General features: G+C 71.4%; 20 protein-coding genes. 4 read left to right on the top strand and 16 right to left on the bottom strand.

The genetic code is table 11. The features are described 5' to 3' along the window. Positions 1 to 22: 22 nt before the first annotated feature. The 9 genes from LE548_RS36840 to LE548_RS36800 all read right to left on the bottom strand — a co-directional run bounded on the left by LE548_RS36840 (position 23) and on the right by LE548_RS36800 (position 10,806). Entirely contained in the window at positions 23 to 1,480 is a 1,458-nt protein-coding gene (locus LE548_RS36840; protein WP_225101394.1) for an SLC13 family permease, read from the bottom strand. After that, complete coding sequence (locus LE548_RS36835; RefSeq protein ID WP_225101393.1) at positions 1,477 to 2,394, bottom strand: NAD(P)-dependent oxidoreductase; 918 nt, start codon at positions 2,392 to 2,394, stop codon at positions 1,477 to 1,479. The genes LE548_RS36840 and LE548_RS36835 overlap by 4 nt, the downstream gene beginning before the upstream one ends. A gap of 273 nt (positions 2,395 to 2,667) precedes the next feature. Next, entirely contained in the window at positions 2,668 to 3,531 is an 864-nt protein-coding gene (locus tag LE548_RS36830; protein ID WP_225101392.1) for a class II fructose-bisphosphate aldolase, read from the bottom strand. Next, complete coding sequence (locus tag LE548_RS36825) at positions 3,531 to 4,979, bottom strand: four-carbon acid sugar kinase family protein (RefSeq protein ID WP_225101391.1); 1,449 nt, start codon at positions 4,977 to 4,979, stop codon at positions 3,531 to 3,533. The genes LE548_RS36830 and LE548_RS36825 overlap by 1 nt, the downstream gene beginning before the upstream one ends. Before the next feature lie 42 nt (positions 4,980 to 5,021). Beyond that, positions 5,022 to 5,720, bottom strand: coding sequence for a FadR/GntR family transcriptional regulator (locus LE548_RS36820; protein ID WP_225101390.1), 699 nt, complete (start codon positions 5,718 to 5,720; stop codon positions 5,022 to 5,024). A gap of 128 nt (positions 5,721 to 5,848) precedes the next feature. Further along, entirely contained in the window at positions 5,849 to 7,723 is a 1,875-nt protein-coding gene (locus tag LE548_RS36815) for a DUF2264 domain-containing protein (protein ID WP_225101389.1), read from the bottom strand. Beyond that, on the bottom strand, positions 7,720 to 8,700 hold the full coding sequence (locus LE548_RS36810) for a hydroxyacid dehydrogenase (protein WP_225101417.1): 981 nt from the start codon (positions 8,698 to 8,700) through the stop codon (positions 7,720 to 7,722). Before LE548_RS36810 ends, LE548_RS36815 begins: the two co-directional genes overlap by 4 nt. A 23-nt stretch (positions 8,701 to 8,723) precedes the next feature. Continuing rightward, positions 8,724 to 9,554 (bottom strand): carbohydrate ABC transporter permease, encoded by an 831-nt coding sequence (locus LE548_RS36805; protein ID WP_225101388.1) that lies wholly within the window; start codon positions 9,552 to 9,554, stop codon positions 8,724 to 8,726. A gap of 118 nt (positions 9,555 to 9,672) precedes the next feature. Next, complete coding sequence (locus LE548_RS36800; protein ID WP_225101387.1) at positions 9,673 to 10,806, bottom strand: substrate-binding domain-containing protein; 1,134 nt, start codon at positions 10,804 to 10,806, stop codon at positions 9,673 to 9,675. Positions 10,807 to 10,990: 184 nt separating this feature from the next. On the opposite strand from LE548_RS36800, the gene LE548_RS36795 reads away from it, so the two are divergent. Next, the gene (locus tag LE548_RS36795) at positions 10,991 to 12,001 is read left to right on the top strand and encodes a LacI family DNA-binding transcriptional regulator (protein WP_225101386.1); all 1,011 of its coding nucleotides are present in this window, start codon (positions 10,991 to 10,993) and stop codon (positions 11,999 to 12,001) included. Positions 12,002 to 12,082: 81 nt separating this feature from the next. On the opposite strand, the gene LE548_RS36790 is transcribed toward LE548_RS36795, so the two are convergent. The 4 genes from LE548_RS36790 to LE548_RS36775 form a co-directional block, all read right to left on the bottom strand. Further along, positions 12,083 to 12,931, bottom strand: a complete 849-nt coding sequence (locus tag LE548_RS36790; protein WP_225101385.1) for a carbohydrate ABC transporter permease — start codon at positions 12,929 to 12,931, stop codon at positions 12,083 to 12,085. Then, a complete protein-coding gene (locus LE548_RS36785; protein WP_225101384.1) occupies positions 12,921 to 13,883 on the bottom strand; it encodes a carbohydrate ABC transporter permease in 963 nt (320 codons plus the stop codon). Before LE548_RS36785 ends, LE548_RS36790 begins: the two co-directional genes overlap by 11 nt. Next, a complete protein-coding gene (locus LE548_RS36780; RefSeq protein WP_225101383.1) occupies positions 13,880 to 15,247 on the bottom strand; it encodes a sugar ABC transporter substrate-binding protein in 1,368 nt (455 codons plus the stop codon). Before LE548_RS36780 ends, LE548_RS36785 begins: the two co-directional genes overlap by 4 nt. A gap of 74 nt (positions 15,248 to 15,321) precedes the next feature. Beyond that, positions 15,322 to 16,368, bottom strand: coding sequence for a glycoside hydrolase family 172 protein (locus tag LE548_RS36775; RefSeq protein WP_225101382.1), 1,047 nt, complete (start codon positions 16,366 to 16,368; stop codon positions 15,322 to 15,324). A 286-nt stretch (positions 16,369 to 16,654) separates the two neighbouring features. On the opposite strand from LE548_RS36775, the gene LE548_RS36770 reads away from it, so the two are divergent. The 3 genes from LE548_RS36770 to LE548_RS36760 all read left to right on the top strand — a co-directional run bounded on the left by LE548_RS36770 (position 16,655) and on the right by LE548_RS36760 (position 21,097). Next, positions 16,655 to 18,133 carry an FGGY-family carbohydrate kinase gene (locus LE548_RS36770; RefSeq protein WP_225101381.1) on the top strand — a complete coding sequence of 493 codons (1,479 nt, stop codon included), beginning with the start codon at positions 16,655 to 16,657 and terminating at the stop codon, positions 18,131 to 18,133. Between the two features lie 143 nt (positions 18,134 to 18,276). Then, a complete protein-coding gene (locus LE548_RS36765; protein ID WP_225101380.1) occupies positions 18,277 to 19,911 on the top strand; it encodes a fucose isomerase in 1,635 nt (544 codons plus the stop codon). A 160-nt stretch (positions 19,912 to 20,071) separates the two neighbouring features. After that, positions 20,072 to 21,097, top strand: a complete 1,026-nt coding sequence (locus tag LE548_RS36760) for a DUF4185 domain-containing protein (RefSeq protein WP_225101379.1) — start codon at positions 20,072 to 20,074, stop codon at positions 21,095 to 21,097. On the opposite strand, the gene LE548_RS36755 is transcribed toward LE548_RS36760, so the two are convergent. From LE548_RS36755 to LE548_RS36745, 3 genes are all read right to left on the bottom strand, one after another. Then, positions 21,055 to 21,312 (bottom strand): hypothetical protein, encoded by a 258-nt coding sequence (locus tag LE548_RS36755; RefSeq protein ID WP_225101378.1) that lies wholly within the window; start codon positions 21,310 to 21,312, stop codon positions 21,055 to 21,057. The two genes, LE548_RS36760 and LE548_RS36755, sit on opposite strands and share 43 nt — an antisense overlap. Before the next feature lie 344 nt (positions 21,313 to 21,656). Continuing rightward, complete coding sequence (locus LE548_RS36750) at positions 21,657 to 22,937, bottom strand: MFS transporter (RefSeq protein WP_225101377.1); 1,281 nt, start codon at positions 22,935 to 22,937, stop codon at positions 21,657 to 21,659. Further along, entirely contained in the window at positions 22,934 to 23,827 is an 894-nt protein-coding gene (locus LE548_RS36745) for a dihydrodipicolinate synthase family protein (RefSeq protein WP_225101376.1), read from the bottom strand. Before LE548_RS36745 ends, LE548_RS36750 begins: the two co-directional genes overlap by 4 nt. Positions 23,828 to 23,850 lie beyond the last annotated feature (23 nt).

The following is a 23,850-nucleotide window of genomic DNA, read 5'->3' as shown; positions in this document are numbered from 1 at the left end:
CCCCCCACCACCGTGCGCCGGGTCAGACCAGGGGCCACAGCACGGTGGTCAAGGCGAAGCCCGCGCATCCCATGACTGTCGTCAGTACGGTCCAGGTGCGCAGCCCCGTCGCCACATCGAGGCCGGCGAGCTTGGTGAACATCCAGTACCCGGCGTCGTTGATGTGGGACAGCGCCAGGGCGCCCGCGCCCATCGCCAGGGCCACCAGGGACAGTTGCGCCGTGGACAGATCGGCGCGGTGCAGCAGCGGGGTGAGGATGCCGGCGGTGGTGACGAGGGCGACGGTCGCCGACCCCTGGGCGGCCCGCAGGGCGAGGGACGTGAGGAAGGCCAGCAGCAGCACCGGCAGGCCGGTCCTCTCCAGGACGTCGGCGATCGCACCGCCGATGCCACTGGCGACCAGGACCTTGCCGAAGACACCGCCCGCGCCCGCGACCAGGATCACCATCGCGACGGGCGGCAGTGCGGAGCCCATGACCTCGGAGATGCGTGCGCGGTTCCAGCCGCGGCGGGCGCCCAGGAAGTAGCCGCACAGGGTGACATCGATGAGCAGTGCCACCATCGGGGCGCCGAGGACAGTGAGTACGGCGCGGAGAGTGTTGCCCGCGGGGAGGGTGTTCTCGCCGATGGTGCCGAGGAGGATCAGCAGGATCGGGGTGACGATCAGCGTCAGGACCATGCCGAAGGACGGCGGCCGGACATCGGTGCCCTGGATGGCGGGCCTGGTCAGCACGGCGGCGCCCCGGCCGCCTTCGCCCGGCGTCGGGCTGTTCGGCGTGCCGTCGGGTGCCTCCACGGCGCTGGACGTGCCCCCATCGGTGTCCGGAGCGCCGTACACCTCGGCGTACACCGCCGGATCCATCGGGTGTGCGCGGCGGGTGAGACGACGGGAGACGAGGTAGCCGAACAGGACGACGACGGCCGTGAGGGGGATGCCCATCAGCAGCATCAGGCCCTGGCTGGCGCCGATCGCCTCGGCGACCGCGACGGCTCCCGGGTGCGGCGGCAGAAAGGCGTGGACGGTGAGCATCGCGGCGCCCATCGGCAGCGCGTACACCAGCAGTGGCTTGCGGGAGGCGCGGGCCACGCCGTACGCGATCGGCATCAGGATGATCAGGCCCACCTCGAAGAAGACGGGGATGCCCAGGACGAACCCGGCGACGGCCAGCGCCAGCGGGGTCCGGCGGGAGCCGAACCTCTCGATGAGGGAGTACGCGAACGCGTGGGCGCCGCCGGAGACTTCGATGATCCGGCCGATCATCGCGCCCAGTGCGATGATCGTGGCGATGTGGCCCAGGGTGGCGCCCATGCCCTCTTCGATGGTCTTCACCAGGTCGGCGGCGGGCACACCCGCGGCCAGCGCGACGCCGATGCTGACGACGACGAGGGCGACGAAGGGCTGGACCTTGGCTCTCAGGATGAGCAGGAGCAGGGTCGCGACACCGGCGGCCGCGATGACCAGCAGGGTGGTGTGGCTCATCGTCCCTCTCCTTCCGGGGACTTGGGAGACAGGACGGTGACGACGGAGGAGTCGTCGCGGGCGCCGAGCCCGGCGCGCTCGCCGAGCAGGTAGAGCTGTTCGGCCGCGGCGGCCAGGGGCACGGGGACGTGGGCGTCCTTGGCGATGCCGGTGACGATGCCCATGTCCTTGACGAAGATGTCGAGCCGTGACTTGACCTCGGGCTCGGGGCCGTCGTCGTAGGTCTGGACCATGCGGGGCCCGCGGTCGGCGAACATGAAGGAGCCGGCGGCGCCGTGCTTGAGGCTGTCCACGACCGCGCCCGGGTCGAGCCCGAGGCCACGGGCGAGCGCGATCGCCTCGGCCGCGGCCGCGATGTGCACGCCTGCCAGCAGCTGGTTGACGGCCTTCATCGCCTGTCCGTCGCCGGGGCGCGGGCCGACGACCGTGAGTGTCGAGGCGAGCAGGTCGAGGACCGGGCGGGCCGCCTTCAGCGCCACCTCCTCGGCGCCGACGACGATCAGCAGATCACCGTTGCCGGCCCGCACCGGGCCACCGCTGACCGGAGCGTCCACGGTCAGCACCCCACGTACGGCGAGCCGAGCGGCGGTGCGGCGGGCCGCCTCGGGCCCGACCGTGCTGGTGAGGATCACCGCCGTACCGGGGCGGAGGGCTTCGGCGGCGCCGTTCTCGCCGAACAGCGCGCCCTCGACCTGGGCCTGGTCGCGTACGGCGAGTACGACGACGTCGGCGTCACGGACGGCCTCGGCCGGGGACGCGGCATCGCGGGCGCCCATGGTGGTCAGGCCGGCTCGGCGGTCGGCGGCGATGTCGTAGACGGAGACGGGCAGTTCGGCGGCCAGACGGCGCGCCATGGGGAGTCCCATGGCACCCAGGCCTACGACGGCCGTGTGGGGACGGGGGTGCGGAGACATCTTCGTCCTCCTGGGGAGAAGTGAGGAGAGAGGGGAAGGGCGGCCCACTGCCGGGAAGAGGTGCCGGCAGCGGAGCAGGGGATATGGGGGACGCGGCTCGTGCGCGGGGATGGCGCAGGAGCCCGCGGCGTCAGCGGCGGCTCGCTGGAGGGGAGCTGTGCGGCGGGCCGCCGTACGACGATCTCGGGCGGTAGGCGGAGCTGCTGCGGCGCTCGCCAGCGGAACCCGGAGCGGGGCGCTGTGCGGTTCGTCGTCGGCGGGGCCGGGCCGAGGTCAGGCGTTTGCGGTCTCGGCGCCGGGGGTGAGGCGGCCGATGACCTCCAGAGCGGCGTCCCGGACCGCGTCGCGGCCCGACGCCCACAGGGAGACCGCGTCGGAACCGGGCAGGGCGGCCGGGAGGGTGGTGCGGACCGCCTCCAGGTAGGCGCGGCGCAGTTCGGCGTTGACGTTGACCTTGGCGACACCACGCGTGAGAGCGCCGTGCAGTTCCTCGACGGGCAGTCCGCTGGCGCCGTGCAGGACGAGCGGGACCGGTACGGCCTGGTGGATCGCGGCCAGCCGCGCCAGGTCGAGGCGGACCGGGTTCTCGGTGAAGCCGTGGACGTTGCCGACGGCGACGGCGAGTGCGTCCACGCCCGTGGCCGCCGCGAACTCGGCCGCCTGGTCCGGATCCGTCATCGCCGTGGCCTGGGCGACGGCGTCGGTGGAGACGTCCTCGTCGCCGGGCAGGGCGCCGAGCTCGGCCTCCACCCAGGCCCCGTGGTCGCGGGCCCGCCGCACCGCCTCCTTCGTCAGAGCGACGTTCTCGGTGAACGGCAGGTGGGAGCCGTCCACCATGACGGAGGTGTAGCCGGCCTCCAGGCAGGCCGTGATCTCGTCCAGGTCCCTGCTGTGGTCGAGGTGCACACCGAGGCGGGCGGTGGAGTGTGCGGCGGCGTCCAGCGCCAGTCGCATCAGGGCCTCGCGCCCGGCGTGCGTGAAGGGACTGGAGCCCGCCTGGATCAGGACGGGTCGTCCGCAGGCCTCGGCGGCGGCCGTGATGCCCTGGACGGTCTCCAGGTTGTAGGCGACGAACCCGGGCACCGCGTGACCCGCGGCCGCGGCCTCCTTCAGGACGTCGGTTCCGTGCAGCAGCATCAGAGGCTCCGGAGCAGGTCGAGGGCGTCGGCGAGGGCGTCGGCGTCGCCGACGTTTCCGGCGAAGACGACGTAGGGGATACCGGCGGCGGGGCCGTCCACGGGCTCCCAGAGCGAGACGATCCCGGGCAGCAGCGTGCCCCGGGCCCAGGCACGGCCGATCCGCAGGCCGTGGGTGGCGGTGTCGCTGGAGGTGATGCCGCCCTTGGCGACGACGAAGGCGGGTCGCCGGGTGGCGTTGACCCGGCGCACGGCCTCCACGAGCGCGGCGGAGACCCGGCGGGAGATCGCCAGGCTGTCGTCGGCGTCGGCCCCCGTCACGAGTGTGCGCGAGGTGCGGATCACGGCGTCCGTGGCGTCCAGTGCGCCGGCGGCCGCGGCCGCGATCTCGGCGATGTGGGCGTCACGCCGTTCCTCGTCGAGCAGGAGCGCCACGTCGAGTTCGTACTCGGCGATCCCGCCGCGCTCGCGCAGCCGGTCCAACTGCCGTGTCGTCAGGGAGACATGGGATCCTACGGCGATCAGGCCGTGCGGTGCGTCCCCGCGCAGCCGGCGCAGTTCCGCCGGGGTGAGCGGGGCCCGGCCGGCCTGTCCGGCGCGGGCCCGGACGAAGGACGGCCCGACCCGGTACAGCAGCCGCGCGCCGTTCTCCTCCGCCTCCGCGAGGGCGAGGGCCAGCACTCGCAGATCGTCGTCGCACACCGCGTCCACCACGGCCGTACGGCCGCCGTGCAGCGCGGACAGCAGCCGCGCCACGTGTGCCGGGCCACCGCCCCTGAGGTCGTCGAGCGTGATGCGCAGCACCTCGTCGGCCCTGACCCGCCCGGCCGTCTTCTCCTCGACCCACTCCGGCAGCGAGGAGCTGCGATAGCCGAAGGTGGCGTCACGGGCGAACTCGCTCTCGCCGACCGGCAGCAGTCCGTCGGCCGTGCGCATCCAGTGGCGGGAGCCGACGGTCAGCCGGCCCGCCTCGATGTAGGCGGGGACCAGCACCACACCGTCCGGAGCGCCGGCGCCCAGCTCGGTCAGCTCCTCGGCGAGGACATCGGTCTCCAGCGGGAAGTGCCCGCGCAGGGTCGAGTCGCCGCGGCTGGCCAGGACATAACCGGTGCCCTCGGCGGTCGCCGCCGTGTGCAGAGCCCGGACCACCTCACGGTTGCGGGCGGCGGCGTCCTCGGGCGACAGGCTGCGGGTGTTGGTGAGGACGAAGAAGGCGGTGCTGTCCTGGCGCAGTGCCCAGCGCAGGTCCTCCACCGTCCAGGAGGTCAGGACCGGGACGTCGGCGACCGTCTGGGTACCGGTCGGATCGTCGTCGAGGACGACGAGACGGGGACCGCCGGAGATACGGGCGGCCACCTCGGCGGCGCTTGCCTCGCGGACCGGGGGCAGCCCTTCCAGCACCACGGCCTCGGGAACGGGCCCCGGCTGGGCATGGAGGGGTAGGGACATGGCGAATTCCTGGTGTCTGTCGGGGAGTTGAGCGGAGGATCGTCAGTCGCGGCCGCGCTTGATCACGTGGGTGCGCAGATCGTCGGCGGTCTGGTTCATGTGGCCGTCCATGGCGGCTCGGGCGGCCTCGGGGTTGCCGGTCTCCAGCGCGGCGAGCACCGCCTCGTGGTGGGCGATGGCGTTCGCGCGGATCTCGGGGACGGCCGAGGTCTCCCGGCGCCCCTCGACGAGCAGCGGGCCGAACGGCTCGAAGAGCAGCGGGACGAACAGATTGCCCGTCGCCCTCATCACCGTGTCGTGGAAGTCGATGTCGGCCTGCACGAACTGCTCGGTGTCGCCCGCCTCGGCGGCCTCACGCATGAGCGCGAGGTGCTGACGCAGCACGTCCAGGTCCTCTTCGGTGCGGCGGGAGGCGGCCAGCTCGCACGCGCCGTTCTCGATGAGCCGACGTGCCTCGATCAACCGTTCCGACAGGGCGCCGCTCGCGGTGCGCGAAGCCGCCCGCACCACCGGTTCCAGGGCGGTCCACCGGTCCGGCGGGTTGACATAGGTGCCGCGGCCGCGCACCACCCTCACCACGTTCTGCGCCCGCAGCTGCTTCACCGCCTCGCGGACGGTCAGGCGGCTGACCCCGCTCTGCTCCGAGAGCTCTCCCTCGGGCGGGAGGACGGCATCCGGCGGATACTGCCCGTCGATGATCGCGGTGAGCAGCTGCTCGGCAAGGTCGTCCGAGAGCGACATGGCGGATTCCTCTTCGTTCGGTCACTACATCTGACGTCAGACATCTGATGTCTATGTGCCGGTAACAGTGGCACCCGGCGAAGGGCGCGTCAATACCCCAGGTCGGGACCAGTCGGCTCCGTGAGTGTCTACGCCGTCCTCACCCGAAGCGGCTCGAAGGTCACGACGGTCCGCGGCCCGTCCGCCCAGTGGACGCGCAGCTCCCCGTCCACCCAGGTCAGCTCGGTCACGGCGGCGGCGAGCGGCGGTGCATCGGCATCGGCGCCCAGGCTGGCCAGCGCGACGAGCACCGCGGTCCCCCGGACCCGCGCCGAGAGCCGGGGCATCCGTACCCACGGCTCGTAGGCCGTGCCCTCGGGCGCCCGCACCTGGTCCGCCTCACCCCAGCCGTGCAGTCCCGCCAACTCGGAGCGAAGCATCTGCGTGGCCCACCCGGTGAGGGTGACCCGCGCCCCGTGCGGTGCCCCGACCACCCGGTGGATCCGCAGCTCGTGGCGCCCGCGCGCCACCGTCACGCTCTCGACGCGCAGCCCCGGCACCATCGGCGGCCCGGAAACGAACACCGGCCGGTGCCAGGACGCCGCCCAGCCCCATCCGTCGCCCTGTCCCCCACCCAGCGGATGGATGCGCCGCCGCACGCTCGCGATGCCGCCGACCTCCACGGACAGATGGTTGTCCGCGACATTGGCCCGCGATGTGGGGCCGGTGTGCGTGGAGTACGCCTGGCGGCCGTACAGCGGGTCGTCCTGCGCCGCCGACTCGCCCTCGTGCGGCCGGACATGGTCACTGCCGTGGTTGTGCAGGCGCACGATCCCGTCGGCCCCGGTCGACTGCACGAGCAGCCCGGGTGCAGGCAGCGCGAGAACCCGGTCGGGGCCCTCGCTCGGCGTCGGTTCCTCGGTCGCCGTCCACAGCGGGTCGTTCTCGGGCGCGAGCAGCGCCACGAAGGCCTTCGACGCCCAGTACGGGGACGCGGGGCCGGAGTAGGACTGGAGCGTGGCGATGTGCGGGCCGTGCCACCCCAGGCTGAGAAGGCCGTCGTCCGTCACCGCGCCCCGGTCGAGGAAGTAGCGCAGATTTGCGCTGATCAGGCGGCGTGACGTGCCCGGGGACAAGGGTGTGTGCCCCGTGACGGCCCCCATGCCGACCGCCGCCGACGCCGCGAACCGGTAGGTCAGCGAACGCCCGAAGTGGATCGGCGCCCCGTCGGCGCCGAAGAGGAGCGAGAAGCCCTCCAGATGCTCGCGCAGCCGCGGCCCGAACCGGTCCGACAGCGCCGTGTCGCCCGACAGATGGGCGTGGAGCAGCGGATACAGGTGCAGCGCCCACCCGTTGTAGTGGTCGAAGGCCCGCCCGTCGCCGTCCGCGTACCAGCCGTCGCCCCGGTACCAGGTCTCCATCAGGTCGAGCGCCCGCTCCATGGCCCGCTCCGTCGCCGTGTCGCCGCGGCCGGCCGCCTCCAGGAACGACGCCACCATGAACGGGAAGAGGTACCAGTTGTTCGGCGCGGGGGTGTGCGTGAGGGCGCCGCGCAGCCAGGTCTCGGCCCGGTCCTGTACGTCGCCGTCGAGCCGGTCCCACAGCCACGGCCGGGTCAGGGTGAGGCCGAGCGCCACCGACGCCGACTCGACCATCGGCTGACCCTGCACATGGTGGTCGAGGATCAGCGGCCACGACTCGGCGTCGTCCCGGCCGGGTGTGCGGGTGCCCGCCGCGAGGCCGCTCGCGTAGCGCTCCAGCCAGCCGTGCGGGTCCTTGCCGCCGGCGCCGGCGATACGGAAGCCGGCCGCCAGGAACGTGCGGGCGTAGCCCTCCAGGCCGTCCGAGCGGACGCCGGACCCGGAAGGGCGGCCCGGCAGATCGAGCAGGGCGCCGCCGGGGGTCGCCCAGCGCCAGGCGGCGCCGAGCAGCCCGTCGGCGACGGCCTCCCAGTGGGCACGGGTGTAGCCGGTGTGCGGGCTCGACTCCCGGTTCTCAGCGGGCAGTTCGAAGGGAATGCTCATGCCAGGAACGCCAGCCTCTCGCGTCGTACGGAATGGGCGAAACCGTCGCCCTCGGCCCACCGGGCCACCTCGCCGACGGCCGTGTCGGCGAGCCGCTCCCACTCGTTGCCCTGGGAACCGGCGAGGTGCGGGGTGATCAGAGCGTTCGGGCAGTCCCACAACGGGTGGTCGGCGGGCAGGACTTCGGGGTCCGTCACGTCGAGCACCGCCCGGATGCGGCCCGCGCGCACCACGTCGGTGAGCGCGTCCTGGTCGACGACCGCGCCGCGCGAGGTGTTGATCAGCACGGCTCCCGGCCGCATCGCGTCCAGCAGTTCCCGGCCGACGAGCCCGTGGGTGGCGGGCAGCAGCGGCGTGTGGATGCTCAACAGGTCGCTGCAGCCGAAGAGTTCGGGCAGACCCACCCACTCCACGCCCAGCTCCGCGGCCTCGGCCCCGGTGACGCACGGGTCGTGCAGCAGCACCTCGTGGTCGAAGGAGCGCAGCAGCTCGATGACCCGGCGGCCGATCAGGGAGGCGGAGAGGATGCCCACCGTGCGGCGGTAGTTGCCCACCTCGTGCGGGGTCAGCAGCCAGTCGGCGCGTTCACGGGTCCGCCGGAAGTCGCGGGCCCGCTCCAGCACGTGCTTTCCGTGCAGCAGGATCATGGCGAGCGTGTACTCGGCGACCGGCAGCGCGTTGGCCGCGGCCGCCGACGACACTTCCACACCCCGCTCCCAGCAGGCATCGGTGATGTGCCCGCGCACCGAACCGGCCGCGTGCACCACGGCCCTCAGCCGGGGCGCCGCCGCGAGGACGTCCGCGTCGAGCCGCGGGCACCCCCAGCCGGTGACGAGCAGCTCGACATCGGCGAGTACGGCCTTCGCGCGTACGCTCGTCAGGTCGTCCAGGACCGGCAGCGGCGCCAGGTCGCACACGTCCGCGAGCGCGGCCAGCGACCGCGGGGTGAAGACGGCTGCCGCCGCCGCGGGCGACATGGCCAGCGCCGCGCTGAGCCTGGTCACTTGACCGCCCCCGCCGTCAGGCCGGAGCGCCAGCACCGCTGGAGGAGGGCGAACGCGAGGATGAGCGGGAGGACCGCGAGAAGCGAGCCCATGATCACCACCGGGTAGTACTCGGGTGAGACGGTCGCCTGGCTGTTCCACTGGTACAGACCCAGGCTCACGGGATACAGGTCCTGGTTGGACAGCATCACCATCGGCAGGAAGAAGTTGTTCCAGATCGCCGTCAGCTGGAAGAGGAAGACCGTGACCAGGCCGGGGCCCAGCATGCGCAGCGACACGCGGACGCAGGTCGTCAGCTCGCCGGCGCCGTCGACACGCGCCGCTTCCAGGACCTCGTCGGGCACATAGCCCTGGGCGAAGATGCGGCCCAGGTACACGCCGAACGGGTTGAACAGGACGGGGACGAACACCGACCAGAAAGTGTTCACGACTCCGGTCTGGGAGGCGATGAGGTACAGCGGCAGCGCGAGCACCGTCTGCGGCACCATGACGGCCGCCAGCACGAGGCCGAACAGCTTCTCCTTGTGCCGGAAGCGGTACTTGTCGAAGGCGTACCCGCAGGCGACGCTGATCAGCGCGCCGAGCGCCGCGCCCAGAACGGCATAGCGCAGGCTGTTGGCGTACCAGCGCCCGTACAGTCCGCCGTCCATGGTGAACAGGTTCTTGGTGTTCTGGACGAGGGAGAAGTCCCTGAAGGACAGGATGCTGCTGCTGAACAGGGCGTCGCGGGACTTCGACGCGGCGAGCAGCAGCCACACCACCGGCAGCAGGGTGTACAGGACGGAGATCGCGGCGAGCACGGACCGACGGCTCTGTCGACCAGGCATGGGTGCCTCCCGCGGCTCCTGCGGCTCTCATGGGTGCGAGTCACGGGAATACTGATCGACTGAATGAACCTGGTCAATAGATCACTCAGAAGAAAATAAAACGGTCAAACGCTCATTGCTATACGGAAGTTGAGTCCGAGATCGGCAGCGTGTCCGCCGCCTGTGTCGAACCGCGGATCTTCAGCACCGGCAGCAGCTCCAACCGCCGCACGGGTGCCGTGGCCCCTCCGGGATCCCGCGGGTCGAGCCGGCGCAGCAGCAGTTCCGCGGCCGCACGGCCGACGTCCGCCTTCGGCGGGGACACGGCGGTCAGGGGCGTGCTGCCGAGTGCCGCGACGACGTCGTCGTACGCGATCACGGAGCAGTCCTCCGGAACCCGCACACCGTTGTCGCGCAGCGACTGCACCAGCATCAGAGCGTCCACGTCGCCGTGCAGCACGGCGGCCGTCGCGCCCAGCCCGGCCATCAGCGAGGGCAGCTCGACCGGCGTCTGCGCAGTCGCCGCCCGGTCGGGCACCGCGCCGGGCGAACTGAGCGCCACGGCCCACTTGTCGACGTCCGGGTGGTCCGCCGCGATCTCGGTGAACGCGGCACGGACGGCACGCGCCGTCGGGCTGTCGTCGCGTGCGGCGAGCACGATGCGCCGGTGACCCAGCGCCGTGAGGTGCTCGACGGCGAGATGGACGCCGTACCAGTGGTCCGTACAGACGGTGTCCACGGCGTGCAGCGCGCTGCCGCGCCGCGGCCTGCGCTCCATCACCACCGCGGGCACGTCCAGGCGCGACAGCCAGACGTAGTCCGCCTCCTCCGTGGTGCGGCTGCGCCAGCGGGGAGCGATCAGCAGGCCGCGCGCGCCGTCCGCCAACGCCCGCTCCACAAGCGGCTGTTCGGCGCCCGGGACGGCCGGCGCGATGTGCAGCACGACACGGATCCCGGCCTCTTCGAACACGCTCCGGGCGCCGTGCAGCGCCTCGTACAGGTACGCGTGGCGCTCGGGCACCACGACCGCGACCGGACCGCCGTCGGCCGAGGGCGGCGCGGGTACGGCGGCCCGCTCGGCCTCGGGCAGCACCGGGCGGGCCACGCCGTGGCCGCGGCGCAGCTTGCCCTCGCGGGCCAGTTCCTCCACATCGCGCCGGACGGTCACCACCGACACCGCCAGCTCCGCGGCGAGATCGCTGACCCGGATCGCGCCACGGGACTGCACCGCGGCGAGGATCCGCTGCCGCCTGAGATCGACCGGCTCGCGCATGCTGATGGCCCCCTTGCACCCTGTTGTTCGTTTGAGCGCTTCGCTGAGCACTTCACTGAGCGCTTCGCCGGCAGCATAGCCAGCGGATGCCGGGGCGGAGTCCGTGTCCGTCGGCTTTCCGTTCACATCGCTGGTGAAATCCTTTTCAGGTGCAGGGTACGCTGGTCCCACACACGCTGAAAGGATGCGCACGCTGGTGGTGACGATCCATGACGTGGCGCGAGCCGCCGGGGTTTCCCCCGCGACGGTCTCGCGTGTCTTCAACGGCGGCAAGGTGACGCCGGAGCGCGCCCGGTCCGTCCAGCAGGCCGCCGAGGCCCTCGGCTTCGCTCCCAACAGGGTCGCCCGGTCGCTGCGCAAACAGCGCTCCAGCGTGATCGCGCTGATCATCCCGGACATCGAGAACCCGTTCTTCACGTCGCTCGCCCGCGGGGTGGAGGACGCCGCGCAGCGCACCAGCCTCTCGGTGGTCCTGTGCAATTCCGACGAGGACACCGACAAGGAGCGCCGCTACCTTGAGGTCGCCCTCGGCGAGCAGATGGCCGGCGTGATCGTGGCGGCGGCCTCGCAGGACGAGACGGACCTGAAACCGCTGCTCGCCCGGGGCGTGCCCGTGGTCGCCGTGGACCGCCGGCCGCACGAGGCTGAGGTGGACGCGGTGCAGGTGGACAACCAGCACGGCGGCGAGGCGGCCACCCGTCACCTGCTGGCGGCGGGCTACCGCCGGATCGCCTGCATCACCGGCCCGCAGGGCGCGTCCACCTCCGAGGAACGCCTGGCCGGGTACCGCGCGGCGCTGCGTTCCGCACCCGCTGCCGCTCCGGCCGGCGATGCCTACGTACGGCACGCCGACTTCCGGGTCGAGGGCGGCCGGGCCGCGATGCGTGAACTGCTGGCGCTGCCCGAGCCGCCGGACGCCGTGTTCGTCGCCAACAACCTCATGACCATCGGCGTCCTGGAGGCGCTCCGCGAGGTCGGGCGCACGCCGCCGGCCATCGGTGTGCTGTCCTTCGGAGACGTGCCGTGGGCGTCGCTGGTACGCCCCTCCCTGACCACCGTGGAACTGCCTTCGTACGAGTTGGGCCGTTCGGCGGCCGACCTGCTGCTGCAGCGCATCGAGGGCAAGCCGTCGCCGCTGCAGACGGTGGTGCTGCGCACCAAGCTGCAGGTGCGGGAGAGCACCGCCGGGCCGTGAGCCGGAGCGGCACGCACAGCGCGCGAGGGGGCGCGGTACCGGTCGAGTGGCCGGCACCGCGCCCCTTTTCACGGGCCGGGACTACTTCAGCCCGGATGTCTTGATCGACTCCACGATCTGCCGCTGGAACACGAAGAACAGCGCCAGCATGGGCAGTGCCGCGACCGTGGCCGCCGCCAGGATGTAGTTCCAGTTGGAGGTGTACTGGTTCTGGAAGGAGGCGATGCCGAGCTGGACCACCGTCAGCGACTGGTCGTTGGTGGCGACCAGCGGCCAGACGAAGGCGTTCCAGTTGGCGAGGAAGAAGAAGATCGCCAGGGCGGAGAGGATGGGGCGGGACATCGGCAGGACGATGTTCCAGTACACCCGCCAGTGGCCGCAGCCGTCGACGATCGCCGCCTCCTCCAGTTCCCTGGGCAGTCCCAGGTAGAACTGGCGCAGCAGGAAGATGCCGAAGGCGTTGAAGACGGCCGGGATGATCAGGCCGGCGTAGCTGTTGAGCAGGCCCAGCTCGCGGGCGACCAGGAACAGCGGGATCAGCACGACGGGGGCCGTGACCAGCAGGGTCGCGAAGATCGCGCCGAACAGCTTCCCACGGCCCGGGAAACGCAGCCGCGCGAGCGCGTAGGCGGCCATGGAGTGGAAGAACAGGGCCGCCACGGTGATCACCGCGGAGATGAAGAAGCTGTTCCAGAGGTAGCGGGCGAAGGGGACCTCGGTGAAGACGTAGACGAAGTTGTCGAAGGTGAAGTCCTTCGGGATCAGGTTTCCGTCGGTGACGGTGGCCCGGGTCTTGAAGGACGACGTGACCATCCACAGCACGGGGAAGATGCTGATCAGTGACAGGACGACGGCCAGGGCCGTGAGTCCCCCGCGCTGGGAGAGGGGCCGTCGCCGGCCCGCCCGGGTCGTCAGGGCGTCACTCGCCATCGTCGAACCTCCCGCCTCTCGTGAACTTGAAGATCACGGCGGAGATCACGACCATGATCAGCACCAGGAACGAACCCATGGCCGACGCGTAGCCGAACTCGCCGAATCCGAAGGCCTGCTGGTAGATGTAGAAGATCGCCAGCGACGTGCCGTTGGCGGGGCCGCCGTTGGTCAGGACGAAGATCAGGTCGAGCCCGCCGGTGATGGCGGCGACCGTCGACATCAGCAGGACGAAGAAGCTGGTCGGGCGCAGCAGCGGCCAGGTGATGGTGCGGAAGGTGGTCCACGGGCCCGCGCCGTCCAGCTTCGCGGCCTCGTAGAACTCCTTGGGGATCTCCTGGAGCCCCGCCAGGAAGATGATCATGTAGTAGCCCATCATCACCCAGACCATGATGGCGATGACACAGCCGAGGGCCAGGGAGGGGCTGCCGAGCCAGGACTTGCCGTCGAAACCCGCGGCCCGCATGGCCCGGTTGACCGCCCCTGTCTGGTCGTCGAGCAGGAACTTCCACAGCACGCCGACCACCACGAGGCTGATCACGTACGGCAGGAAGAGCGCGGTGCGGTAGACGCCGATGCCCGGCAGCTTCTGCTTCACCAGCAGGCCGAGGCCGAGGCTCACGCAGAACAGGACGGGCACGAGGATCACCACGTACTCGCCGGTGATCTTCATCGAGTCCCAGAACAGCGGGTCGTGCATCATCCGCCGGTAGTTGCCGAGCCCGATCCACTGGTACGAGCCGAAGCCGCTGACCTGGAAGAAGCTCAGGCCGATGGAGAGCACCATCGGGATGGCGACGAAGACGAGGAGACCGAGCACGTCGGGGGCGAGGAAGAGGCCCGCGGCCAGCCATTCGCGGTGCTTGCGGCTGAGTCTCGGTGTGCTCGCGGAGGCGGGTGTCCCGGCCGGGGCGGCGGTCCGCCGGCTCTGTGGTGCGGCGACGCTGCTCATATCAGGCTCGCCCCCTTGTAGCTCTTGGTGTAGGCAGCGATGGACTGTGCGGCTCGCTCCGCCTCGCCGGCCACGCCGCGGCCGGCGAGCATGGTGCGCTGGATGGCGTCGGAGATCGCCTTGTAGACGACCGGGGGGTAGCGCGGCTCGGCGCGTCCGCCGGGGAAGATCTCGTCCTTGAACTTCTTCATGATCTCGGAGTCGTAGCCGCCCTTGGCCGCGCCCCGCTCCAGGGCGCTGGCGCGCGGCGCCACGTCGGACTTGGCGCCCACGCACCAGTCGACCATCCGGTTGATCGAGTCGTCCTTCATGGACCCGAGCGCCCAGACGCAGAACTCGGCCGCGGCTTCCGGGTTGCGGCCCTGGGCGTTGGCGCAGAAGGACCAGCCGCCGAGGGTGGTGACGTACGTGCCGCCCGCCGGGACGGGCAGCTTGAAGACGCCGTAGCGGTACTCGGGGGCGAACGCCTTGAAGCTGGAGACGTTCCAGACGCCCTGCTGCCACATCGCGACGTTGCCGCCCTTGAAGCCACCGATCACATCGTCAGCGGCGGGCACGGTGCGCGGGGCGATGCCGTGGCGTACGGCGTCCTGCCACAGCCCGAAGGCCTGGCGGGTGGCCTTGGAGTCGAAGACGACCTTGCCCTGGTGGTCCATGACATCGCCGCCGCCCTGCCACATCCACGGGTACCAGGTGAAGTTCTGGTAGTAACCGGGCTGGGTCTCGAAGACCAGGCCCGCCCTGGACTTGGTGCGCAGCTTGTCACCGATGTCGAGCATCTGGTCCCAGGTGGTGGGGATGTCGGCCTCGGACAGGCCGGCCTTCTCCCACACGTCCTGCGCGTAGAACATGGCCAGCGGCTCGATCTCCATGGGGAGGGCGTAGACCTTGCCGTCGACCTTCCGGCTGTCGAGCGCGGAGCCGTAGTCGTCGATGGCGGCCTTGTCCATGTGCGGGGTGAGGTCGGCGAGGACGCCGCCGTTGTAGTACCGCAGGAAGTCGCCGGGCGAGAGCAGGAAGATGTCCGGTCCCTCGCCGGTGGCGAAGGCGGACGGGAGCTTGAAGCCGTTGAGGTACGTGGGCTGCGGCAGGTAGACGAGGTCGATCTGCGCCTTGTGGGTGGCGTTCCACTTCGCGACCATGTCCACGAACCACTTGGACTGCGCGTTGATCGCCGGGTCGGGTGAACGCTGGGGGCCGTAGAAGTTCCAGAACTGGAGGTTGCCGCCCTTGGCCTGGGCCGTGCCGCAGCCGGTGAGCAGAGGCGTGGCGGCGAGGGCCGCGCCGGCGCCGGCCGCCGCGGTGAGAAGACGCCGGCGTGACGTCGTGGCCGGGGGCCCGGCTTCGTTGCCGTGCTGGAGCATGCGTGCGCTCCTGTCCGAGTGGGATGGGTCCGTATGAGGAAAGGGGGGTGGCGGATGAGGTGCGGGCCTGGCGGTCAGTCGACTTCGAGGGTCAGCAGGTCCGGCGTGGCGGGACGGGAGGCGGAGCTGGGGGCGTCCAGGTAGAACAGCGAGGTGCTGGCGATGTCGTCGCTGGTGTGCCGGTAGCGGTGCGGCAGACCGTTGCCCTGGCCGGGGCCGATGCCGAGGCTCTGCACGGTGACGCGCAGGTCCTGGGCGAAGCGGACGGGGTCGAGGATGTGCCAGCGGTACATCCCGAACCGCTGCTGGCTGCGGTAGAGCCCGTCGGGGCGCAGGATCTGGTTCAGGCCCAGGTAGGGCGTGGTGTAGGCGGTGTAACCCTGCCCGGGGACGTCGAAGTTCCAGGCGCCGCCGAAGTAGTCCTCGGTGCCGGTGCCGCAGATCGTCGGGAACTCGTCGTCCCCGTCGAGGGAGAACTTCAGCTCGCCCTCGCCCCACCAGCCCGGGCTGTTGACGCCCCAGGCGAGGTAGGTGCCCACATAGCTGCCGGCGCCGGTGACCCCGTCGAGCAGGGTGTGCACCTTGCCGTAGGGCACCGGGTGGCTGCGCCGCCACTGGGCGTGGAAGTAGGAGGCGTCGTCGGCGACCTCGTCCAGCTCGTAGTCGACCTGGTAGTAGAGGGTGACCTTCTCCGCGGTCAGGTTCTCCAGGGTGATGCAGGCCCGGCGGCGGAACGGCATGGGCCAGTAAGCGTTGAAGCCGCCGTTGGGGTTGGCGGCCACCGGCACGGACGACACCTGGCTGAAGGTGTTCCAGCCGTTGCAGAAGAAGTCGCCGAGCGGGACCTCGACGGCCGGGGCCTCCTCCCCTTCCCAGTACATCCGGAGCAGGGTGCCGCGCCAGGCCGTGTGCGGGTCGGTGGTGCACCACAGGTGGCGCACGGTGCCCGGCCCCTCGATGTCGGCGAGTACCGCGGTCTCCCCCGCGGCGATGTCGATGCTCGGGGAGATCTTCCAGCCCGGTCCCAGCCTGCTCGCGGCGACCGCTCCGGTGCCCTCGGTGGCCCGGCCGCCGCCACCCTTGGCGCCGGTGAAGTTCTCGGCGCTGATGGAACGGCTCACGGCACGCGTCCTGCGGGAGATGCCGTCGAGTCCAAAAGTCGTCATCGTGTCTGTGCCCTCGGAAGGTGGATGCGGGGCGCGCCCGACGCGGGCCACGCACCCTGTGAAATCCATTTCAGCGAAACGCAGGACGGGTCCCTGGGGGTGTCAAGGGGTGAGACTGGAGTGAGCACGCTCAGCCCTGCTGTATCCGGCTTGCACCGTTTGGGCAGGCCTTTCCCGGCCACAACACGCGAGTATGCACAGACCCTTGACGCTGAAATCGATTTCTGCCAGCGTGCTCGTCATGCCTCGCAACGCAGTCATCGGTGTGGACATCGGCACATCGAGCAGCAAAGGCGTTCTCGTCGGTCTCGACGGCGCTCTGATCCGCTCGGCCGTGCGCGAGCACACCACGAACAGGCCGGGCCCCGGCCGCTTCGAAATGGACGCCGCCGTGTGGTGGCGCGAGTTCACCGAACTCACCCGTGAGCTGACCGGCCGGGACGACTCCACCGTGCTCGCCGTCGGGGTCAGCGGCATGGGCCCCTGCGTCCTGCTCACCGACGAGCACGACACGCCGGTGCGCCCGGCCATCCTCTACGGCGTCGACACCCGCTCGGTCCAGCAGATCCGCCGCATCGAGGAACGGCTCGGCGCCGACGAGATCATCCGCAGGGGCGGCTCCGCGCTCACCACGCAGGCCGCCGGGCCGAAGATCGCCTGGGTCGCCGAACAGGAGCCCGAGCTGTACGCCCGCGCCCGCCGCCTCTACATGCCCAGCTCCTGGCTGGTCCGCAAACTCACCGGCGCCTATGTGCTGGACCACCACTCGGCCAGCCAGTGCACCCCGCTGTACGACACCCTCGCGGGCCGGTGGTACGACCCCTGGGCCGCCGAGGTCGCGCCCGGCATCGACCTGCCGCCGCTGCGCTGGCCCGGCGAGGCCGCCGGCACCGTCACCGCCGAGGCCGCCGCCGCGACAGGGCTCACGGCCGGGATCCCCGTCACCACAGGCACCGTCGACGCCTGGGCCGAGGCCCTCAGTGTGGGCGCGCAGCACACCGGTGATCTGATGCTCATGTACGGCACGACCATGTTCCTGATCCACACCGTGCCCGAGCCGCTCACCAGCCCGTCCTTGTGGGGCACGGTCGGCGCCCTGCCCGGCACCCGCAACCTGGCGGGCGGCATGGCCACCACGGGGGCGGTCACCAACTGGCTGCGCGACCTGTTCGCCGGCGGTGACCACGCCGAACTGACCCGTCTGGCCGCCGAGTCGGGGCCCGGCGCCGGAGGGCTGCTGATGCTGCCGTACTTCTCCGGCGAACGTACTCCGATCATGGACCCGGACGCCCGTGGGGTGATCGCCGGGCTCACGCTGTCCCACACCCGCGGCGACCTCTACCGGGCGGCGCTGGAGGCCACCGGGTTCGGGGTCCGCCACAACATCGAGGTCATCGAGGAGGCGGGCGGCGACATCCGCCGCGTGGTCGCCGTCGGCGGGGGCACCCAGGGCGCCCTGTGGACGCAGATCGTCTCCGACATCACCGGCCTCCCCCAGGAGATGCGCACCATCACCATCGGCGCCGGCTACGGCGGCGCGCTGCTCGCGGCACAGCTCGTCGGGGACGCCGACATCGACGACTGGAACCCGGTGCGCGAGACGGTGACGCCCCGGGGAGAGCTCAGACCCCGTTACGACGAGCTGTACGGCCTCTACCGGCGGCTGTACCGGGAGACGTCGGCGACCGTGCATGCGCTGGCGCCGCTTCAGGAGCGCTGAGCTCGGCCTCGACCAGGCCAAGAGGCTCCGCTCCTTGAACCCCGCCAGGGGGCTCCGCCCCCTGGCCCCCGACCTATGCCCACCACCACCCGAAACGGTCGGCTGGAAGGTGGCTGTCATACGCACACCCCAACGGAGATCGCATGACCGCGTACACCCTGCCCGTGCCGAGCCGCCCGGCTGCCGCCGAGCCGCGCACCGTCTACACCGTGGCCAGCGGCGACCTGCGCCCCGCCGCCAACGTCACGTGCTGGCCGACCCAGGAGAAGCTGGAGAACGACCTCACCGCGGCCCTGGCAGACCTCGGCTGGCAGGTCCGCCGCGGCCACACCTTCGACGCGGCCAAGGGACACGGCTTCCTCGACAGCCAGCGCGCCGGCATCGAGGTGTTCAAGGACCTGCCAAGGGAGGCGCCGCTGATCGTCGTCGAAGGTGTCTGGCAGTACAGCCACCATGTGCTGGCCGGACTGCGCGACCACCGGGGCCCGATCCTGGTCGTCGCCAACTGGAGCGGTGAATTCCCCGGCCTGGTCGGCCTGTTGAACCTGGCCGGCAGCCTCACCAAGGCCGGCAGCGACTACTCCGTGCTGTGGAGCGCCGACTTCACCGACGACTGGGCCCGCGACGGCCTGCGCACCTGGCTGGAGACCGGCACCCTCACCCACGACACCAGCCACGTCCGGCCGTTGCCGCCCCTGCCCGACGACCCCGAGACCGAACTCGGCGCGGCCCTGGCCCGGCAGCTGCGCGAGGAGAAGGCGATCATCGGCGTCTTCGACGAGGGCTGCATGGGCATGTACAACGCCATCATCGACGACGAGTTGCTCAATCCCCTCGGCATCTACAAGGAACGCCTGTCGCAGAGCGCCCTGGTCGCCGAGATGAACCGGGTCCCGGACGAGGAGGCGCAGGCGGTCCGGGCCTGGCTCGACCACGCCGGCATGACCTTCCACACCGGTACCGACGAGGCCACCGAACTCACCGACGCCCAGCTGCTCAGCCAGTTCAAGATGTACATAGCCGCGCTGCGCATCGCCGACGACTTCGGGCTCGACGCGGTCGGCATCCAGTACCAGCAAGGCCTGAAGGACACCGTCCCGGCGAGCGACCTCGCCGAGGGACTGCTCAACAACGTCCAGCGTCCGCCGGTGTCCAGCCGCGACGGCGCCCGCGAACTGTACGCGGGCACGCCGCTGCCGCACTTCAACGAGGTGGACGAGGGTGTCGCCGTGGACTCCCTGGTCACCAACCGGATCTGGACCGCGATGGGCCTCGACCCGGCGACCACCCTGCACGACATCCGCTGGGGCGAGGAGTACGACGGCCGGTTCGTCTGGGTCTTCGAGATCTCCGGCTCGGTGCCCGCCTCCCACAACGGCGGCTACCACAAGTCGTACAGCATGCGGCAGCCCCCGATGTACTTCCCGCTCGGCGGCGGCACGCTCAGCGGGGTGTCCAAGCCGGGCGAGATCGTCTGGTCGCGGGTGTTCCTGATGGACAGCCGGCTGCATGTCGACCTCGGCCGGGCCACCGCGATCGAGCTGCCCGAGGAGGAGACCCGGCGCCGGCTGGAAGCCACCACCCCGCAGTGGCCGATCATGCACGCGGTGCTGCACGGTGTCGGCCGCGACCAGTTCATGGCCCGCCACCGGGCCAACCACCTCAACGTGGCCTACGCCCCCGACGCGGAGACGGCCGACAAGGCGCTGCGCGCCAAGGCGGCCCTCTTCGCCGAGCTGGGCGTCGAGGTGCACCTGTGCGGAGACGTGGCGCTGTAACGGTGGTACGGCCCCGTCGGTGGTGCACATGAACAGGCGGAACCAGCAAACGCCCCCACGATTGCGAGGAGTTCAGCATGGACGGTGCACGACGATCCACACCCCCGCCGACGGGGCCGGCGGCCCGAGCCGCCGTCAGGTGCTCGCCGCCGGTGTGGGCATGGCGGCGGCAGCCGGGTCACTCGCCGGCGCACCGCCGGCGGCGGCCGCCACCTCCCAGGCCACCGCCATCACCGGGATGAAGATCAGAAACCTCACGGACCCCGACGAGACGGGTCGGTTCGCCGCGCCGTGGACGGATCTGGGCATCCCCGCCACCTGTCCCGACGGCACCATGCTGTTCGTCTGCGGCGACACCTTCGACGGAGCGGGTGTCGGCGCCTCGGACTGGCGGGCCCCGGTCGGCCTGCGCGCACGGCACCCCGATCCGGACCACCTCGTCATCGACGACAGCGTGGGCGGCTCCCACGCCGTCGGCCTGGTCCCGGAAAGTCACCAGAACAACACGACCGCCATCCCGTCGGACGTCTTCACCATCGGTGACACGATGTACATGCACCTGATGCGCGGCGTCCTCTACCAGACCGACCACTCCGACTTCTGGCGCTCCACGGACAACGGCGAGACGTGGGAGTACCTGTGTCTGTGGCCGGGAAGCCAGTACGGCGGCCAGTTCCAGCAGAAGACGTACGCGGTGGCCGACGACGGCTACTGCTATGTCCTGTCGACCGCGTTCAACCGGGACATCGACTCCGACCTGCTGCTGCACCGCGTCCGGCAGGACCAGGTCGGCAACCCGGCGGCGTACGAGCCATGGGGCTACGCGGACGGCGCCTGGGCGTGGGGCAACTACCCGACCACGATCACCGCCCGCCGCCGCTGGGGCGAGATCTGCTTCCGCGCGATGGGCGGGAAGTACGCTCTGACCTGGCTGAACATGGATCCCCTGGGTATCCGGGCACAGGTCCTCGCGCTTCCGACCAGCAACCTGTTCACCACCCCGGAACAGACGATCATCGTCCCCACCACTCCCGGCAACGAGTCCGGCAACGCGGTGGCCAGCCCCTACGGCGGCTTCATCGTCCCCGGGTCCACGTTCGCCGACTTCGACATCAATGTCAGCCAGTGGTACGACGACCAGGACTACCGGGTGATGCAGTACCGCATCAGCGGTCTGGCCGTCTGATCACCTGCTGCGGTACCGGAACGCCCCGGCGCGGCCCATGAGCCGGTCCGCGCGGGGCGGGAGCGGGGCAGGCCGTGGGGGACACGGTCGGCGAAGTCGGGGGCCTGGAGGCGTATCCCGTGAGCGGCGAGGAGGGTGAACAGGTCGGCGAGGGCGCGCGGTTCGGTGCCGCGCAGCTCGTGGCCCTCAGCGACGGCGACCGCGGCCGCGGTCAACAGGGCGACGCGAAGGTGGCCTTGGGGCGTGGTGCCGGTGACCGGCGCCTCGGCGCGGATGCTGCTCGGTGGTCGCGGCTCGCGGTCTGCTTTGCACGCCCCTTGAGGTGGACCGGCTCCGCAGATCAGCGCGAGCGGTGCCGCCCTCGCCGCCGCCGGGCCGAGTCCGCCCGGAGCGGCATGTCGGGCCCGCCCCGCACGTCAGGGCAGGGCTCCGTGAGGTCGTGCTCACCGGCCGTTCGGCGCCGCTCAGTCGACCGGGTTCAGCACGCCCGCCACGTCAGGGTGACGGTCACCTCATGCGGATGGAGTACAGCCGACGCGGATGCTGATGTGCACCGTTCTCATGGCGATTCGCCCGCCGTCGGGCGGAGACGTACTTCGGCACCGGCGGTCGCGACGGCAGCGGTGATGGCCACGATGCCGAGAACAAGGGGCAGCCGCACGTCCGTTGCGGTCAGGGAGCCGGCCAGCGCGGTCCCCGCTGATCCGGACGTGATCTTCAAAGCCGCGACCCAGATGAAGACCTGGCCACGTGCACCCGCCGGCGCGTACTCGGTGCGAGCTGCCAGGGTGGAGGCGAAGAAGAACGCGTTGAGGATGCCCGTGCACGCGTACGCCGCCACCGACACCGGGAAGCCGGGACTCACGGTGACCGTGACGAGGCCCGCGACAACTCCGAGGGCCAGGCGGCGCATCAGCCGATCCGGACTCCCCGTGAGCGGAAAGACCATGACGGCTATGGAGCCGGTGAGGTTACCCAGGCCGTAGGCGGCGGTCAGCACGGCTGCGGCCGCCGGCGCGACGCCGAGGATCTTCGTCAGGTGCACGGCCGTGATCGGCAGCGCGGCGACGCTGAGTGCGACGATCATCGTCAGGTAGACGGTGCGTCGGAGATGACCGGTACGGGCCATCAGCGCGAGAGTCGGCCCCGGCTTCAGGATTGCGGCCCTGTCACCGCCGTGCGCCGGCGGGGCGAACGGCAGAAGCAGCACGCAGCCCGCCGCCACACCCACCCCGGCGGCGAGCGCGAGCGCCGCCGCCGCGGGCGAGACCCAGCCGGACAGGGCGGCCACGAGGGACGGGCCGACAGTGCCGCCGATGCCGTACGTGGCCACGTCCCAGCCCTGCGCGCGCCGCTGGGTGCGCAGCTCCGTTCCGACGATGGCGGGGAGCCGGCTGCTGATGCCGCCGGTCAGCAGGGGGCCGCAGGTGCCGGCCGCGGCCAGCAGCAGTGCGGTCACCAGCGCGGGTACACGGGTGAACGTCAGTACACCCGCCGACAGCGCGCCGGCGTACAACAGGCATGCGATCGCGATGACCTTGCGCCCGTCGTGCGCGAGGTCCAGCGGGCGGGCGACGACGGGGCCGAGCAGGTGCGGCGCCGTGATGCACGCACCGAGCGCACCCGCGAGCGTGCCGGAACCGCCCGACGAGGTGACCAGCAGGACGACGGCGACGACCGCTCCCCCGTCGGCGGTGCGGGCCAGGGCGGCGGCGACGACGTAGCGCGCCAGACCGCCCTTGCGGGCGCGGGGGCCGGACGGCACGCCGGCCGCACCGGCCTCGTTCGCTCCGGCCGCGATGCGCTGATGGTGCTGATGGTTCCCGGCGCGCGTGCTCACGCGGTGAGTCCGAGGTGGTGCAGCGCGGTGACGACGTCCTGTCGTGCGGCCTCGTCCAGCCCGCGCAGGGGACGCGGCAGGTTGGGCTCGCTCGTCAGGCCGAGGTGGGACGCGGCGGCCGACATCACGCGCAGGCTGCCGTAGCGGCGGAACAGCGCCCACAGCGGTTCGAGGTCGGCGGACAGGTGCGACGCCCGGCCGGCGTCACCGCTCTGCGCGGCGCGGGTGAGGGCGAGGGCGGCCTGCGGGAACGTACCGCCGATGACCGAGTACCAGGCGTCGCACCCGGCGTTCAGCCCGCGGGCCGCCGTCCAGTCGCCGCTCACGCCGATGGTCACGGTGTCCGGGATCAGCGCCCGCAGCGCGTCGACGCGGGCCTCGGCCTGTGCCGGGTCGTCGGGCACGCCCGGGATCTTGATCGAGCCGATGTTCGGCAACTGGGCGATCCGGCCGTGCAGTTCGTCGCTGAAGTGCACATGTGTGGTACCCGGGTTGTCGTACACGCACAGCGGTACGGACAGCTCGCGGGTGACGTCCTCGTACAGGCCGAACACCTCTTCCTCGGTGAGCGCCTGATACGTCATCGGGGCGAGCAGCACTCCGGAGGCTCCGGCCTGCTGCGCGTCCTCGGCCAGCGCCAGGACGTGCGAGGTGCGCAGCGCGCCGATGCCGACGATGACGGGGACGCCCTCGGCCGCCTCGACCGCGATCTTCGCGGCGTGGGCGCGCTGTTCCCGGGTGAGGTAGGCGTAGCCGCCGGTGGAACCGAGCGCGCCGATGGAGTCCACGCCGGCGGCCGCCAGCCGGGCGACGAGCGCGGCGTACGCCGTGTCGTCGATGCCGTCCTCGTCGGTGGGCGTGAGCGGGAAGGCACTGAGGCCACGGAACATGAGGGCTCCTTCAAGGGGGGAAC

It is taken from the genome of Streptomyces sp. CoH27, assembly GCF_020181035.1.
GTDB classification, from domain to species: Bacteria; Actinomycetota; Actinomycetes; order Streptomycetales; family Streptomycetaceae; genus Streptomyces; species Streptomyces camelliae.
Note: the sequence above shows the minus strand (reverse complement) of the source record. Positions and strands in the feature narration are given on the sequence as shown.

Coding starts and splice junctions, on each gene's coding strand:
- LE548_RS36840 (WP_225101394.1), bottom strand. CDS start 1,480: ATGAGCCACACCACCCTGCTGGTCATCGCGGCCGCCGGTGTCGCGACC.
- LE548_RS36835 (WP_225101393.1), bottom strand. CDS start 2,394: ATGTCTCCGCACCCCCGTCCCCACACGGCCGTCGTAGGCCTGGGTGCC.
- LE548_RS36830 (WP_225101392.1), bottom strand. CDS start 3,531: ATGCTGCTGCACGGAACCGACGTCCTGAAGGAGGCCGCGGCCGCGGGT.
- LE548_RS36825 (WP_225101391.1), bottom strand. CDS start 4,979: ATGTCCCTACCCCTCCATGCCCAGCCGGGGCCCGTTCCCGAGGCCGTG.
- LE548_RS36820 (WP_225101390.1), bottom strand. CDS start 5,720: ATGTCGCTCTCGGACGACCTTGCCGAGCAGCTGCTCACCGCGATCATC.
- LE548_RS36815 (WP_225101389.1), bottom strand. CDS start 7,723: ATGAGCATTCCCTTCGAACTGCCCGCTGAGAACCGGGAGTCGAGCCCG.
- LE548_RS36810 (WP_225101417.1), bottom strand. CDS start 8,700: ATGTCGCCCGCGGCGGCGGCAGCCGTCTTCACCCCGCGGTCGCTGGCC.
- LE548_RS36805 (WP_225101388.1), bottom strand. CDS start 9,554: ATGCCTGGTCGACAGAGCCGTCGGTCCGTGCTCGCCGCGATCTCCGTC.
- LE548_RS36800 (WP_225101387.1), bottom strand. CDS start 10,806: ATGCGCGAGCCGGTCGATCTCAGGCGGCAGCGGATCCTCGCCGCGGTG.
- LE548_RS36795 (WP_225101386.1), top strand. CDS start 10,991: ATGCGCACGCTGGTGGTGACGATCCATGACGTGGCGCGAGCCGCCGGG.
- LE548_RS36790 (WP_225101385.1), bottom strand. CDS start 12,931: ATGGCGAGTGACGCCCTGACGACCCGGGCGGGCCGGCGACGGCCCCTC.
- LE548_RS36785 (WP_225101384.1), bottom strand. CDS start 13,883: ATGAGCAGCGTCGCCGCACCACAGAGCCGGCGGACCGCCGCCCCGGCC.
- LE548_RS36780 (WP_225101383.1), bottom strand. CDS start 15,247: ATGCTCCAGCACGGCAACGAAGCCGGGCCCCCGGCCACGACGTCACGC.
- LE548_RS36770 (WP_225101381.1), top strand. CDS start 16,655: ATGCCTCGCAACGCAGTCATCGGTGTGGACATCGGCACATCGAGCAGC.
- LE548_RS36765 (WP_225101380.1), top strand. CDS start 18,277: ATGACCGCGTACACCCTGCCCGTGCCGAGCCGCCCGGCTGCCGCCGAG.
- LE548_RS36760 (WP_225101379.1), top strand. CDS start 20,072: ATGGCGGCGGCAGCCGGGTCACTCGCCGGCGCACCGCCGGCGGCGGCC.
- LE548_RS36745 (WP_225101376.1), bottom strand. CDS start 23,827: ATGTTCCGTGGCCTCAGTGCCTTCCCGCTCACGCCCACCGACGAGGAC.